This is a genomic window from Leptospira mayottensis 200901116, assembly GCF_000306675.2.
Taxonomy (GTDB): Bacteria; Spirochaetota; Leptospiria; order Leptospirales; family Leptospiraceae; genus Leptospira; species Leptospira mayottensis.
This window is the reverse complement of record NZ_CP024871.1, coordinates 1,042,041-1,057,500: the sequence shown is the minus strand read 5'-3', so window position 1 is coordinate 1,057,500 and position 15,460 is coordinate 1,042,041. Positions and strand designations below refer to the sequence as shown.

Sequence of the window (15,460 nt, the reverse complement as noted above, 5' to 3'; positions counted from 1 at the left end):
ACAGAGAAACGCCTTCTCTTGTTAAGTTTCTAAACTATTTTGCGAGAAGGATTATAAAAAAATCAAATTACTTAACCAATGATTATCCTATTTCAATTCTATAATATCATAAGGCTGAAGGTCTACCGAAATTGGATTTGGAGTCAACAAGGTGTTCCCTCTCTCTGTATCAAACATTGTCACACCAGGCTGTTGAAATTGAGTATTTCCCACATATAAAATTTTATCCGACGCAAGAAGAATACTCGACAGACTCGCATCGTAACTTGAAGGGATGGTAAGAAGAGTGGAAATTTTTTCTCCCGTGCTTGGATTAAATACCTGCAACGTTTTAGTAAATCCGGAATCCAAAACAGAGACATAACCGACCGTATCCGATTTCACCTGTACAGAAAGGATATCTCCACCCGCAACCGACTCGGAATAAAGAAATCGAGAAACAAAGGAACGAGTCGATAAACGAAACGCACTCACTCCTCCGTCGATTCGGCTCTGAAATCCCATTTTAGCGGGAGTCGCAACCACAAGATGAGGTTCTCCAAAAAGATCCACGAGTTGTGGTTTACTCACAGGATTGGAACTTGGAAACGTATATACTCCGATTACCGCATCCGTCTCAATGCTGATCTCCAACAAAAGAGAAGTAGTGTTTGGGGGAAAATAACCGGAAGGATCGTTTCGATCCAGCCTCTGCACACATACAAAAAGAGAATCTCCTACTATTTTCAAACCGTTCATCTCGGGAATTCCATCAGGCACGGCCCCAAGTGAAACAGGTTCCGCATAACTTCCAAGATCGATCGAACCGGTAATCGTCATATATGTCGGGTCCACGATCAACAAGCGACTGGAACCGTACAGACTCACATAAGCCTTAGACGCACTTGCAAATTCCATATCCACCGGATTAACCTTCAATCCGAGCGAAAGTTCCGAGACCGTGATAAATCCGTAGCTCGGTTCGAGAACTTGTATGCTATCCCGATTGAGTCGATTCAACACATACACTCTTCCGATCCCAAAACGAGCAACCGCATCGGAGTGAATCGGGGTCAAACCCGGATAACTGTAAAGTAAAGAAGAATTAATTACTTTAAAACGACCGCCGCCGCCAAAATCCGTAGTTACGACTCCTATGTTACCGGGAGAGTTTTGAATCAGAAGGAGACTCAGAAAAGACGGCCTTTGAATATCTCGACAAGATACACTAAAAAAAAAGAATATTATAAAAATATTAATCTTTGATCTCATATCAAAATCTCACACTCAAAGTCGCATACCAACTTCTACCCGGAAGCGGATAACCAATCAGATCAGCAACTCTTCGATCCGTAAAATTCTTCACTTCAAAAGTAAGTAAAACTTCCTTAGAGGGAACGGATTCCTTTAAATCTCCCAAAGAATTTTTTACGGACTCTCCCGGTTCTGAATCAAGAACCCAAGTGAAAAAATAATTCCAGATTTGTCTCTCCGGGATATAGTTAATGTATTCATTTGTTCTATCTCGAAACACCGCGCCAATATATAACAATTCGATCCCGGTTTCCAATCTCTTTCCTTTCCAGGAAAGAGTGCTCGCAAACTCGTGTCTCGACCTCAAAGGAAGAATTTTTCCGTGCAGATACACGGAAGAGGAAGTGTTGATTGCATCCTGATAGGTATAGTTGAATAAAAATTTAATCCTATATTTCCAGTCTACCCTATGGGAGAACTCGACCCCTCTGATTCGTGCGGAATCCACGTTCTCCGGCCTAAGAGTAAATTGAGAATTCGGAAGAAACAAAATCATATCTTTGATATCCTTGGAAAAGTAAGAAACGCTCGTCTTCGTTTTCAAGTAAGAATGATTTGTTTTGAACACAAACCCGGCGTCTCCGTTACCGCTTCGTTCCGGCCTCAGATTCGGATTTGCAATGATACTCCCCTGTTCTCCGAACATTTCCAAAAAGGAAGGAATCCTATATTGTTTGGAAACGTTTGCTTGAAATTGAATATCCCAAGTTTCCTTTTCGAACAACTTCCATACAAAACCGAATTTAGGATTTGTAAATGTGGTTTTTTTCCGATCTCCCGCCAAGGGATCCTGTCTTCTATACCAAGGTTCCTCCGAAGGGAAACGATCCTTATAATGATCCCAAGTCACAGAAGGAACCAAAAGAACTTTTGCATTCCAAAGGCGAACTTCGTCTTCCAAACGAAAGGAAGAATACATTCTTTCTTTTAGAGGTTCCACTCTTTCGATAATATTGGAAGGAGTCAGCCTATTACGATCAAAGGATTCTTTTTCTAAAGAAGCAAACACTCTTAAGATCTGATAATAATCCGTTAGATATAACGTCGGCATAATTTGAACCCCCGCCTGTCGGATTTCCGCTCTGGAATTCGGGGTTCCTTTGGAGAATTCGGAGCCGGGATCGAAAAGATCGTCCTTGGCCGCGGTATAAAAGCTTCTAGACTCAAGACGAAAAGAATCCACGAATAAACCTTTCGTATCCGTGGCAAAAGAACCCGTGTATCGACCGTATTTTCTATGAACCCGATTCGTCTGATTCGATCCCGGCCCAGGAAGGCCGTGAATTCTATGATTGAAGTCGTTTAATAATTTTAATTCTGTTTTGCCGATTTGATACTTGAGCGTACCAAAAAGTGCCGCTCTTTCGAACGCCGAATTCCTTCTTCGATCAATAGTGTCGTCTAACGTGTTTAAAACTACGGTCCCGTGATCGTTTTTAAAAGAAAAGTTCTGATCCGATTTTTCGCCGAGCGCCAAAAAACTCGCTCCGATCCCGTTGTAAGTTCCGGTATGAGAAATGCTAGCCTTACCCGTGTTAAAGGAACCGCCCCCTAGATTGACTCTCGTTCTGGGTTTTCCGGAATCTTTTCTTGTAACGAGGTTGACTGAACCCCCGATCGCAGAACCGGAAAAGCCGATCGGATTTCCGGATCGATAGACTTCCACACTTTCTAAACTGTCGAAAGGAAGATCAGCAAGATTGACTTCCCCACCTTGGGAATTATTTAACGGAATTCCATCCAAATAGATCCTGGATTGATTTGGATTTGTGCCTCGGATGGAAAGTGTGGAATAAGAACCAAGCCCTCCAAAAGATCTGACCCTCAGCCCGGCCTCTCTTTCTAAAACCTCAGGCAAGGACGTATAACGCACGGACGTTTCATCCAGTTTGATCGCGGATTGAAATCCGCTCGGGTTGGAACGAAAGTTTTGGGAACCGGAATCGGGAACCTTTCCAATCACCTGAACAGTTTCCGTTTTTTGAGCAGTCGTGGAATTCAAATTATCCTGAGCGGCAATCCCGGAAACAAAAATAGAAAAAAATAGGATTATAGAATATTCTAAAATTAAAATGTAATTAAATAATCTCATTTCTTGCCCGATTAAAAACGCCGGGAAAGAAAAACCGGAAAATCCGAGCGGAAGAAGGCCTATTTTTCAAACCCGACTTTACTCCCGAAAGTCCCGTCAGTTTGTTCGGCTTGTTAGGTCTTCTGGCTCTCGCCGATTTCGTATCCTTCCCGCATTTAAGCAGTGGCATTTTTGCGAAATTTTGGTTGGCGATTACAGCTGCGGGTTCAGCTCCGGACTACAACCGGATTCCCTTCCTCTTTAGGAGGACAAACAAGTTTGTATTCCAAGATTTCTAAGCATAACCCGACGAGCAAGAGAATTCTGCTGCAAAAGAAGGAAAGATTAGTTCTGCAAGGCCTAAATCAATCGGTCATTTTACGGATAAAACTCGCTCTTGTTCAATTCCAGATTTGGCACTTCGAATAAGGAGCTTACGAATCCTTTTTTGAATTCGGAGTTTGAAACAGAATTGGAAACTATACGCTTGCTACTGCAATACGCAACAATCAAAGAATTCAGGAGAAAACTCGATCAGAGATTATAAACGTTATGCATGATAGATTCGCAATGGATAAGAGCCGCCGCCAAACGATCGATTTTTTCAAACGATAAAACTTTGAACGTGAAGATGTTTAACCTTCCACCGCAACTACAGTTCCCCTCTGCGTCGTAACAACTTCCCATCTATGTCGTATTCCAGCAGAAGATTCCGAATTCTTTCCTTCTCTTGAAGTGAAAAATTATTTCCTTTCAAAACCAAACGCCACAAGTTCTTCAGTTGTCCAATTTCTTTGGGAAGAGTTGTAAGTTGATTATTGCTTAAATCTAAACTTCTCAGCTTTTGAAGTTGTCCAATTTCTTTAGGAATAGTCGTAAGCTGATTCCCGCTTAAATTCAATTCTTCCAGCTCTGAAAGGTTTCCAACTTCATTAGGAAGAATTGTAATTTGATTTTCATTCAAATACAGCTTTTGCAGATTCTTGAATCGCCCAATCTCCATTGGAATAGTTGTAAGCTGATTATTATATAACTCTAAACTTCTTAAATTCTTAAGTTGTCCGATCTCATTCGGAAGAGTTGTAAGCTGATTATTATATAACTCTAAACTTCTTAGATTCTTAAGCTGTCCGATCTCATTCGGAAGAGTTGTAAGTCCGTTATATGCTAAATCTAAACTTTCCAGATTCTTAAGTTGTTCAATCTCTTTTGGAAGGGCTGCAAGTTGATTACTACTTAAACCTAACTTTTCCAAATTCTTAAGTTGTCCGATCTCGTTAGGAAGAATTGTCAATTTATTTCTATTTAAATCTAATTCTCTCAAATTTTGAAGTTGCCCGATTTGTCTCGGAAGAATTTTGATTCCTTGATCGTCCAAATTCAGAATACGAACATCCGAAGGATTTTGGAAAGCCTCTACCAAATTTGTGTATGTTTTCACTTCCGTCGTTTGTTCTTGCGTTTCTACTTCGTTGAAAAAAAAGATAAAAATCAAAAGGAGCATTTCGACTCTATGAAAACGAGTCGGTATTGTAAAAAAGCTCATGAGACGGATTTTCCAAATCAAATTTGATTGAATGAACAAGGAAAGAACGAGTATCGTTTCAGCGCAATTTTTTTCAATGAGAAAAGTAATTTTGCAATACTTTAAGAGGCCGGTACAGATCTTCGGCCATGAGAAGCCGGCATGACAGTGGATGTCCGTATTCTTCGAATTTTATGGATTGGGGTACTCGTATATTTTATGCTTGTTTTTTATCAACGAGCGAGGGTGTCGTGTCGATTGTGTAAATGACTTGTGAATAACCAAAAAGTAACAAGGATAAACCCAATATGAGCAACCCCAAAAATCGAGCTGAAGAGCTACTCGATGAATTAATCAAAGATAAGAGTCCTGAAGATCTACTGGGAAATGAAGGCCTCTTAAAGCAACTAACGAAGTCGTTGATAGAGCGAGCGATGCAAGGTGAGATGACGCATCACCTTGGATATGAGAAGAATTCCTCGTTGGGCAATAACTCAGGCAATTCTCGAAATGGAAAAAGTAACAAAAAGCTCAAAGGAGATTTTGGTTCTATCGATTTGGAAGTACCTCGAGATAGGAATGGAAGCTTTGAACCTCAGATAATCCAGAAAGGACAGACACGTTTTACCGGCTTTGATGACAAAATCATTTCGATGTATTCACGCGGAATGACCACACGAGAAATTACCCAACATCTCCAAGAAATCTATCAAGTGGAAGTCTCAGCGGATCTGATCTCAGAAGTCACCGATTCGGTACTGGAAACGGTGATCGAGTGGCAGAATCGCCCCTTGGATAAAGTATATCCAATTCTCATCATGGACGCGTTAGTCGTAAAGGTGAGAGACGGCCACCACGTTCAAAACAAATCCTTCTATTTGGCTTTAGGAATCAATCTACAGGGCACAAAAGAGATACTTGGGATTTGGGTGGAGCGCACCGAAGGAGCGAAGTTCTGGCTTCAGATCTTAACAGATTTAAAGAATCGCGGAGTTGAAGATATCTTAATTGCTTGTGTCGACGGGTTAAAGGGATTTCCGGATACGATCATATCAGTTTTTCCTAATGCACAAGTTCAACTTTGTATCGTTCATATGGTAAGGAATTCTTTGAAATGGGTTTCTTACAAACAGAAGAAAGAGTTGATGATTGATTTAAAGGCTATCTACAAATCTCCGTCGGCAGAGATTGCTAAGAAAAGCCTTGATGATTTTTCAACCAAATGGGACAGTCAATATCCGATGATCAGCAAGTCCTGGAGAAACAATTGGGAATCGGTGATTCCTTTTTTGGCTTATCCACCTAATATTCGTAAGGCGATTTACACCACAAACGCTATCGAATCTATGAATATGGGTTTAAGAAAAATTATCAAGAATCGGGGTTCGTTTCCTACCGATGAAGCGGCTATCAAGCTTCTTTATTTAGCTTTGAATAATATGTCTAAAAAATGGACCATGCCTATTCAAGATTGGGGAAAAGCAATGAATCAATTTTCGATTATTTTCGGCGATCGGTTGAAGTTCGATTCGTTTTAAGATATGTCATTTACACAGGAACGCTGACACCCTCCAACGAGCATGAATTTCGTATCTCCTTGCACCTCTTTGGAGTTTTGATAGATGAATCCTTCTCTTTCACATTTTATTATCTTTACGTTAATCCTCACAACCTTTTCTTTTACAATACACGCCTTACATATCCCCCACTTACCTCAAGTGCTCCCGCCGCTTACGATATACACCCAAATCGAACTCTGGGTTTGTTTCTCCGGTCTCGCCGCGACAGTATTTCATAACAAATTGCCGGAAGTGTTTCGATACGCCATTCAACCCGTTCTCGTTGCCGGGGCAATTCTCTGCGTTGCGTTCGTGATCTCACTTGTTCCGGCTATGTTGCTCGGCTTGTTCTTCGGCTTGTTGCTTTTCGGACCTCTTGCAGGACTTCTTGTACTATTGATTTACAGTCCTGTTTTCGCTCTGATTGCATTCGTGCGTTCAGCGCGTAAGATCCACAATAGTGTAACGGAAAAACGAATTTCGACTTGGCTCATCGGAGGAACCATCACGATCATTCTGTCGTATTCCATACTCTATAAGATCCAATGGGATCGCGCGCAAGAGTTTGTTTACGAAGAGGATCTGATATGGCGCCCCCATCCGGAGCTGTAAATATTTTTTCGCATTTTTTTTTAATCACCCAATAATTTAACTCGTTAGAGAAAAGCATTCGCGACGATTGATCAGACTGATATTCGCGGGTTGGATACCGCAGGATAATCTATACATCGGGAGCTGTTCTTAGTCTTAAAACGAAGGTCAAATTTGAAATTCAAATTTGCTTCAACACTGAGCCAACAAGTATTCCTCCTTTATCGTACATCTTCTCTAACGAATTCAATTATTGGATGAAACATTACTCTAACTCTATGCAACCAGATTCATCGCTGCCCAAAGAAATCCGGATAACTCTCTTGAAACTGCCGTTATCATTACCTGAGGAGTTTTTCCTCTTTGCTGTAGATTACGAAACTTCTTGTGTAATCTGAGAGATGCTTTTTCCGCCAAAGCAACAACTAACGCAGGTTGTCCCGATCTACGTGCGGTTACAATCTTACTTCCCGTTCCAGGGAAACGATGTTGCCAAGCTGCTTCTGTCAATATTCTTCGAAGTCTGGGACTTCCAGTTTTTGTTATCCCTGTTTGTTTTCTTTTGGAACCGCTGGAATATTCTCCCGGAACAAGTCCTAAAAAACTCATGAACGAACCGGCTGTTTTGAATCGTTTGAAGTCACAAACCTCACAAAGTAAAAACATTGCGGTTAGATAATCCACTCCTCGGAAACATCTTAATATTCCTACTTTCTCTCGATACGGTTCACTTTCCGCTATCTCTTGTATCCTCTTATCCATCGCTTTTAAATTCTCTTCTTGAACTCTTACCCGACTATAATAGTCGTTAAATGTCTCTTGAAGGATCTCGTTGTTAAACTGTAGATTGTTCAACCATTTGTTATGACTGACTGTCCAATACTTTGTTGCTGAGTAAGTTATACCCTTTCTTAATAAGAATTTCATTAACCTTTGACGATTCCTTCCTAAATCCAAACGAAGGCTGTCACGGGATCTCAAATAATCTCTTACCGCTTCGTCCTCTTCACTCGGTACATGAATCGATTCTAATTCTCCACTTCGTAATAATTTTGCTAACTTGATCGCGTCTCTCTTATCCGTTTTGATCTTATCCGAACTTTGTCTTGGTATCTTTCCTGGCGCTACAAGGATACAGTTCACTCCCAAAGACTTTAGATTTCTGTAAAGTGGATAACCGGTTACTCCCGCCTCGTAACAACTATGTATCTCGTTCCATTCTGATTTTAGTTTATTGACGAACTTTTTGATCTGAACCTCATTATGTTTTATCTGCTGTTCTTTTACTATTTCCTTTGTATTGCTCGTTAAACACGCAATTCTAATCGTTTCTTTGTGGACATCCATTCCTACATATACTTTTCTTTTCATTACGTTCCTTCTGTTGGTTTTCTTGTTTTGTGGTAAATGCTTGCATCTAACCCACGCTTTTCAAGCCCAGAAGGGGCGCCATTTTGTCTTAAAATACAAAAACTGGATGAACAAGAAGTTTCCGCCGGTCGAGGTCGTCTCAGTACCGACGATATACGATTTACTCAATACCAACGTAACGTGGAAACGTTTCGTTGGATGCGGAATGGTGAGAATCAATGCGAACGCGCCGGAATTTCGCAAGAAGTCTGTCCTTTTGTAAATTCCCTTTTGTCTGTAGAAGAATGTATTCAGGATCATGGATGTAATGAGGGTTCTATTTTTTGATTAGCTGACTGAATCGAAGACTGATTTTAAGTTTGTTTGCGTGCAACTTTTCCGAATCTAAAATTCGTGAATATAAGCAATTCGGAATACTATTTTTTGAAGACCCGGAGTTCCGTTAATGGATTAGTAATATTATTAATAAAGATGATGTTACAAAAGCGAATATTTGAACTGGTAAGTAAAATGAGAAATATTGATGGTGATCTTCTAGATAAACTTCAAACCAAATAAGAAAAATCGTCCAAATAGAAAGAAATATGCAAATTACAGAAATAGTTAAGAATAATTTTCTAATAAATTTATGTAAATGGTTTTGCTTTATATTTACCAACGAATGGCTTTTCACCTTTTTTTCTAATATGAGATCGAATGTTTCTTCTTTTAATTGATGCTTCTATATCTTTGAAGTCATAACCTTTATCTAAACAAAGGTGTTTTGGTTTTTTTTCCGGAAAATATTAGGATTGAATTCAACACATCTTTTACACCGTGTTTGTCATGAACGTTCGCTCCTGTCAACGTAATTGCCATTCCATTTCCATCCGTAAGAATATGCCGCTTAACCCCTAATTTGCGCGGTCTGTAGTTTTTACCGGTTAACTCCCCTTTGGGAGCTTTAACAATTGCGGAATCCATCGAGGCCCAATCCCATGCTATATTATTATTAATATCATAATATTTTAAAATAGTTTTATAATAACCCGTCCAGAACCTTGCAGCTTGATCTTTCTGATAAAGCGAAAAACTCAAGCCGTCTCGCTTCTATTGTCGCTCGACGGGTTTTAAGACGGGTCTGAATAAAAAACGAGCTCCAAGCTTTTAGTTCGACTTTCTATAAAACGGAAATTAAACTTCCGCCAAGTTCTCCAAACAAAGTCCTGATTTTTAAAACGAACTTTGAACCAGACGAATTTCCTTTTCTATCTGATAGTCGACCGATCTGTAACCCAACGGATCGTAAAGGAGATAAAAATTATAGTTAGATAACGAAGACCGATTTGAATAAAATAATCCCCTGCGTTCATCTTAGACATTGGAAGTAAAATTAAGAAATCCAATCCCCAATTGATTGTTAGCCAGATAAATCCAGTGCTTAGAAAAATCGAAAATTTCTTACCGGAGATTTTCAATGCAAGAGAGGCCAATAAAACACAACCCGTGAAATTTCCTACAAGAAGCATCACTGTTTTGAATAAAAATAAATCGGTCTGTAACTTTCCGTCCCTCGAGTAAAACGGAATCGCGACTCAACCAATACCAAAAAGCCGTAGCTTAAAATTCGTATTAGATACTGTTTCATAAAAAACTCCGATGATAAAATACGTGTTTATCTCAAAATTCTGATTCGATCCGCGAAAAAAAGCGACAAACCAAAGTTTTGGAACAAGCTCCTGGTAAAATTTTAAGGCAGTTTACAAATCGGTGATAAGTTTGCAATCTCCTATTCCGATCGTTATGTTTTCGATAAAGAAAGCGAAAAGTAAAGGTTCGGAAATCATATACCCATTTTTCGTAGAAATCATATCTTGTCCGAATTGAGAAATTCAACATGCAAGCAATGACTTTAAAAAAGTATTAAATACGAATGAGTTCGTCCAGAGTATAATTCGGAAAGACAACTGCTATGATGATGCTCCCGGGACACGATTCATGAGAACGAGTTCGCTGAAATCGTTCTTTAAAACTTTGAAAGTAAAGGAGGTTTATAGAAGGAAACTCAATACAATTCCTATGTTTCTTGTATCAAGCCTTTCCGCAATTTTTATTACATTTTTTCAAGTATTCCGACAAGAACGAGGCTTTTTACTTGCAAAAAGTATAATTTTTCTGATAGAGAAAAATCTCACGAGTCTTCCCACTACCTCGTTTTGTTGCGACCCTTAGGGAGCAATGGGGCTTTCGTTTCTCCCTCCACCCAAAGAAACGAAAGTGTGTCACTCCCTACAAGTCGCTCTGAAAAACTCAATGCAGAGCTTTCCTATGGATCGCGTTGATTTAAAAACTCCGTTATTAAGCCACTCACAACGCTACGCTGTTCGTTGCATGAAACGCTCTCTATGGATCGCGTTGATTTAAAAACTCCGTTATTAAGCCACTCACAACGCTACGCTGTTCGTTGCATGAAACGCTCTCTATGGATCGCGTTGATTTAAAACTCCGTTATTAAGCCACTCACAACGCTACGCTGTTCGTTGCATGAACGCTCTCTATGGATCGCGTTGATTTAAAACTCCGTTATTAAGCCACTCACAACGCTACGCTGTTCGTTGCATGAAACGCTCTCTATGGATCGCGTTAATTTAAAACTCCGTTATTAAGCCACTCACAACGCTACGCTGTTCGTTGCATGAAACGCTCTCTATGGATCGCGTTAATTTAAAACTCCGTTATTAAGCCACTCACAACGCTACGCTGTTCGTTGCATGAAACGCTCTCTATGGATCGCGTTTCAGGGTAAAATTGCTCCGTCGTCCGTTATCTTCGGTCCCTTGCCTGGAAAATCTTCCTTCGTTAATTTTTTCATCAGATGAATCGTTTTCATTTCCGGATCATATTCCGGAACCGAAGTCGAATCGAGCTGTAGAGGAATAATCTTACCCTTTACGAACTTGCCTTGAAAATCCACTTCCGCTTCTAATACGAGAGAATAACCGACAATTCCCTTGGAAGAAAGAGCTCTATAACCCATAAAGTTACCGAGAGAATAAGCGATCAACCTTCCCTTATACAATTCCATCGCACGCACCAAATGAGGACCATGACCAATCACCAAATCCGCACCCGCATCAATCAGAGAATGACTAAACTCGACTAAGTTTCCTCTGTATTCTCCGTAAAAACGTTCCATCTGATTTTTAACGTGAAGGGCCGGACCACCTTCCGCTCCACCGTGAAATGAAATAAAAACGAGTTGAGCCTTTTTCTTCGCTTCTTTTACCAGAGTAACACCCGCTCCGATTTCGTTCACGTTATTATGCGACTTCAGATGAGAAAAACCGATCCAAGCCACGGAAATACCTTTCACGTTCATATACGTAATCATTCCCTTTTTACCGGTATAACGAATTCCGACATCAGAAAGATTTTTCTGAGTGTCTTCGAAACCCTGCTCGTGAAAATCCAAAGAATGATTATTAGCAATACTTAAAATATCAAATCCAACCTCCTTTAAAACCTTCGCGTAAGAAGGAGGCGTCCTGAACGCGAAAATCATTTTTCTGGAAGTATCCTTGGAAGTGTTCGGATAATTGGTCAGAGTACTTTCAAAATTTCCGAAAAGAACATCCGCACCCTTGAGATAACTCTCCACTTTTCCGAACAAAAACGATCTCGGATCCTGAATTTTCAAAGGTTGTGGAAAATTTGTTCCCGGGACCATATCTCCCACCGCTTTGATTTTAATTGTGGCATCAACCTCTGCAGGAAGTTCAAACGAAAAAAGAAAGAAAACGAACAGAATGGAAAGAATTACACTTTGTTTCATGTCCTTTCATGAGTTTCAAGGGAAAGCTACTCGTAAAGTAGAATTTCTATCAAAGGAATTCCGATTCGGTCCGATAGACTAGTAGAATGGAAAAAATCCCCTGCAATACCTGCGGCTCTTCCAAATTCAAACCCCTCTTTTCCAAATCCAATCATAAGAACGAACTTTTTCATATCGTGCAGTGTAAATATTGCTCTCTCGTGCAAGTCAACCCTCAACCTTCTCCGGAAGAAGTAGCCTCCTATTATTCGGAAGAATATTTTTTAAAACGAAGCGACCGAGGTTATGACAACTATTTTTCGAACACGATCAGAAACGAGATCTCTAGAGTATTTGAACTCAACTTGAAAGATCTGGATTTTCAGATTTGGGAAAATACCTTACTATCTGAAAAACGTTGTCTTGATGTCGGTTGTGCGGCTGGCTATTTTGTAGACTACATGCAAAGGAGAGGATGGGATTCCCATGGCATGGACATTGCCGAAGCCCCCGTCAAATTTGCCCGCGAAAAATTAAAGCTCAAAGTAGAACAAACCGACTTTTTGAAATGGAAGCCGTCCAAAACGGAAAAGTTCGACCTAATCACACTCTGGGCTTCCATCGAACATCTTCACAAACCTAAAGAAACATTAGAAAAAATTTATACACACCTCAAACCCGGAGGAAGAATTATCCTCTCCACTTGTAGATGGGGAACTCTCGCAAAACTACAAGGCCCTTCTTGGAGGTATTTGAACGTTCCGGAACACCTTTATTATTATTCACTACCGGGAATCGTAAAACTCTGCAATTCTATCGGATTTCAAAAGAAAAAACACATCACATACGGAAGCGGACTTACAACAAAAAAAGAAGCTTCCTTATTTTACAAAACCCTAAAACACATCGCCGATCCCATGGTAAAGCTCTTAGACCAAGGCGATATGATGGCCCTATGTTTCGGAAAATAAGAACTTCCAAAATAGAAGTGGGATAAAAAAGAAATTTTTTCAGTACAAAATCTCGTCGAATTATTTCAGAAAAACCTAAAATACGACCTCTAATGTCCGATTCAAAAGAAAATCCTCATTTAAATCCGGGGAAAGTATACTATGACGACTACATTTTCAAGGTGGAGATTTTAAGTTTTTCTTGCCATTTTAGAGATGGTAAAGGAAAAGAGTGATCGCAATTTTTAGTTCCGGCAGTATTCGAAGAATCGTTAAGTTCAAATAGGTCAATTCCAATTGAATAAGCGGTTCTTAATACTAGACCGCGCTTGAGGTGTTTCCTTTGAAAAATACAATTGAAAAGAATATCGCCTACGGATTGATCGGGATTGTCGTATTGAACCTCATTATGATCGGATCCGCATATTACACATTGAAACAATCCTTGGAACTCAAAAGATGGGAAGTACATACCCGAGAAGTACTTTTGAGCATAGAAGAAACTTTTTCCGCTTTTAACGAAGCTCATGCCGTTTTAAGAGCTTATATTTTATATCTGGACCAAGAACAACTAAATGCTTATTTCAAAAACAAAAGCCTGGTTATAGAACGAATCGGAAAACTTCGAGAAAGCATGATTGATCATCCTTACCAACAACAAAGACTTTCTCTCGTTGAAACCTACTTGAACGAAAAGTTTTCCTACATGGACAAATTGGTTTTGATAAGAAAACACGCATCCATGCAGTATTACTTGGTGCTATTTCGTTCCGCACAGGGGAAAGACTTATCGGAAAAAATCAAATCCCTCATTCAGGACATAAAAACGGAGGAGCTTCGACTCCTAGACATTCGAAAAAACAATTCGAAAATGCATCTGACGATATCGGTCACTCTGCTTTTCTCCGGAATCACATTAAATCTTCTTTTCATTTTCCTTCAAAACTGGTCTATCTATAAGGAAAGTCAACGTCGTCAAAAAGCGGAAAACGTATTGGAAATATCCAATCAAAATCTCAAAACTTATTCGGAACGATTAGAAAGATCGAATAAAGACTTAGAAGCGTTTTCCTATTCCGTTTCACATGACCTTCGTTCTCCAATTCGTGGAATATTAGGATTTTCTAAAATTTTGCTGGAAGATTACGGAACCGAACTCGGGGAGGAAAGCCGTAGAATTGTCAACATCATCATTCAAAGCTCCGAGAACATGGGAGAACTCATAGACGATCTCCTGGAATATTCAAGATTGGGAAGAAAAGAACCTATATTCTCCATTGTGAATATGCAGGTTATAGTGGAAAAAATCCTGGAAGAAACGGCGAACTATTATCCGGATATAAAAATGGAAACCATTGTGGGAGATCTTCCTCCTACAAAAGGAGATCCTAGTCTCCTTAAACAACTTTTATTCAACTTGATTTCCAATGCCTTTAAATATTCCAAAAAGAAAGAAAATCCGAAAGTCGAAATCGGGTCGTATCAAAACAACGGAGAGACCGTATTCTTTGTAAAAGACAACGGCGCGGGATTCGATATGAAATACCAACATAAACTATTCAATATCTTTCAGAGGCTGCATCACGCAGACCAGTTCGAAGGAACCGGAGTCGGACTTGCCATCGTCAAAAGGGTGATCGAAAGACACAACGGTAAGGTTTGGGGCAATAGCAAATTGAACGAAGGCGCTTGTTTTTATTTTACCCTAGGAGTTGACGACAATCATGTATGATCTTCAGGACAAACCAATCTCGATCTTATACGCGGAAGACAACCCACAAGACTCCGAACTTACTCTCAGAAGCTTAAAAAGACACAATCTTACAAATCAAGTGAAACTCGTCAGAGACGGCGAAGAAGCCTTGGAATATTTATATGCGACTGGACGTTACGAGAATCGGGACAAAACACAATTGCCTTCTCTAATTCTTTTAGATTTGAAGATGCCCAAAGTGGACGGAATCGAAGTGCTTCGAAAAGTAAGAAGCGAGGAATTTACGAAAATGCTTCCCGTGGTTATCCTCACTTCTTCCGCAGAAGAAAAAGACATCGTGGAAAGTTATAGACTCGGAGTGAATAGTTACGTCGTAAAACCTCTCGACTTCGACAAGTTTAGCGAAGTAGCCAGTGAAATAGGATTCTATTGGATTTTAGTGAATCAAGGTATAGGGAAATGATTTTTCAGTCGGATTGTTTTCCGCAAAACAGTTAAGAACCTGTCTTAAAAACCTCAGAATATAGGAACCTTGACGAGAACTTAACAGTTATAAAATATACTCGAAAGCTCATAAACTACTAAAGAGACGTAAT

The 15,460-nt window shown here is 39.8% G+C and carries 10 protein-coding genes, 4 pseudogenes and 1 riboswitch; of the genes and pseudogenes, 6 read left to right on the top strand and 8 right to left on the bottom strand.

The genetic code is table 11. The features are described from left to right. Positions 1–87 precede the first annotated feature (87 nt). The 3 genes from LEP1GSC190_RS04735 to LEP1GSC190_RS04725 all read right to left on the bottom strand — a co-directional run bounded on the left by LEP1GSC190_RS04735 (position 88) and on the right by LEP1GSC190_RS04725 (position 4,910). Complete coding sequence (locus tag LEP1GSC190_RS04735) at positions 88–1,251, bottom strand: YncE family protein (RefSeq protein WP_002745500.1); 1,164 nt, start codon at positions 1,249–1,251, stop codon at positions 88–90. Between the two features lies 1 nt (position 1,252). Next, the gene (locus tag LEP1GSC190_RS04730; RefSeq protein WP_002745486.1) at positions 1,253–3,385 is read right to left on the bottom strand and encodes a TonB-dependent receptor plug domain-containing protein; all 2,133 of its coding nucleotides are present in this window, start codon (positions 3,383–3,385) and stop codon (positions 1,253–1,255) included. A gap of 95 nt (positions 3,386–3,480) precedes the next feature. Then, a riboswitch (cobalamin riboswitch) is annotated at positions 3,481–3,648 on the bottom strand. A gap of 368 nt (positions 3,649–4,016) precedes the next feature. After that, complete coding sequence (locus LEP1GSC190_RS04725; RefSeq protein WP_002745504.1) at positions 4,017–4,910, bottom strand: leucine-rich repeat domain-containing protein; 894 nt, start codon at positions 4,908–4,910, stop codon at positions 4,017–4,019. 287 nt (positions 4,911–5,197) lie between these two features. Here LEP1GSC190_RS04725 and LEP1GSC190_RS04720 point away from each other — a divergent pair, with 287 nt between their 5' ends. Next, the gene (locus tag LEP1GSC190_RS04720) at positions 5,198–6,427 is read left to right on the top strand and encodes an IS256 family transposase (RefSeq protein WP_004280826.1); all 1,230 of its coding nucleotides are present in this window, start codon (positions 5,198–5,200) and stop codon (positions 6,425–6,427) included. Next, positions 6,340–7,033: pseudogene (locus tag LEP1GSC190_RS19670) on the top strand (hypothetical protein); the annotation flags it as partial. The gene LEP1GSC190_RS04720 and the pseudogene LEP1GSC190_RS19670, both read left to right, overlap by 88 nt. Here the strand turns inward: LEP1GSC190_RS19670 and LEP1GSC190_RS20710 are convergent. Both LEP1GSC190_RS20710 and LEP1GSC190_RS04715 read right to left on the bottom strand, forming a co-directional pair. After that, positions 7,031–7,118: pseudogene (locus LEP1GSC190_RS20710) on the bottom strand (histidine kinase); the annotation flags it as partial. The pseudogenes LEP1GSC190_RS19670 and LEP1GSC190_RS20710 overlap by 3 nt on opposite strands. Positions 7,119–7,315: 197 nt before the next feature. After that, a complete protein-coding gene (locus LEP1GSC190_RS04715) occupies positions 7,316–8,410 on the bottom strand; it encodes an IS110 family RNA-guided transposase (RefSeq protein ID WP_002745544.1) in 1,095 nt (364 codons plus the stop codon). Positions 8,411–8,497: 87 nt separating this feature from the next. Here LEP1GSC190_RS04715 and LEP1GSC190_RS20135 point away from each other — a divergent pair. Continuing rightward, positions 8,498–8,737, top strand: a pseudogene (locus LEP1GSC190_RS20135) (hypothetical protein); the annotation flags it as partial. Positions 8,738–9,154: 417 nt separating this feature from the next. Here the strand turns inward: LEP1GSC190_RS20135 and LEP1GSC190_RS04700 are convergent. The 3 genes and pseudogenes from LEP1GSC190_RS04700 to LEP1GSC190_RS04685 form a co-directional block, all read right to left on the bottom strand. After that, entirely contained in the window at positions 9,155–9,487 is a 333-nt protein-coding gene (locus tag LEP1GSC190_RS04700) for a transposase (RefSeq protein ID WP_174232274.1), read from the bottom strand. A 170-nt stretch (positions 9,488–9,657) separates the two neighbouring features. Beyond that, positions 9,658–10,037 (bottom strand): annotated as a pseudogene (locus tag LEP1GSC190_RS04695) (hypothetical protein). 1,149 nt (positions 10,038–11,186) lie between these two features. Next, positions 11,187–12,221 carry a CapA family protein gene (locus LEP1GSC190_RS04685; protein WP_002745633.1) on the bottom strand — a complete coding sequence of 345 codons (1,035 nt, stop codon included), beginning with the start codon at positions 12,219–12,221 and terminating at the stop codon, positions 11,187–11,189. A gap of 200 nt (positions 12,222–12,421) precedes the next feature. Here LEP1GSC190_RS04685 and LEP1GSC190_RS04680 point away from each other — a divergent pair, with 200 nt between their 5' ends. The 3 genes from LEP1GSC190_RS04680 to LEP1GSC190_RS04670 all read left to right on the top strand — a co-directional run bounded on the left by LEP1GSC190_RS04680 (position 12,422) and on the right by LEP1GSC190_RS04670 (position 15,327). After that, positions 12,422–13,171, top strand: coding sequence for a methyltransferase domain-containing protein (locus LEP1GSC190_RS04680; protein ID WP_002745585.1), 750 nt, complete (start codon positions 12,422–12,424; stop codon positions 13,169–13,171). Between the two features lie 313 nt (positions 13,172–13,484). Further along, positions 13,485–14,882 (top strand): sensor histidine kinase, encoded by a 1,398-nt coding sequence (locus LEP1GSC190_RS04675; protein ID WP_036047575.1) that lies wholly within the window; start codon positions 13,485–13,487, stop codon positions 14,880–14,882. Continuing rightward, a complete protein-coding gene (locus tag LEP1GSC190_RS04670) occupies positions 14,875–15,327 on the top strand; it encodes a response regulator (RefSeq protein ID WP_002745596.1) in 453 nt (150 codons plus the stop codon). Before LEP1GSC190_RS04675 ends, LEP1GSC190_RS04670 begins: the two co-directional genes overlap by 8 nt. The last annotated feature ends 133 nt before the right edge of the window (positions 15,328–15,460 follow it).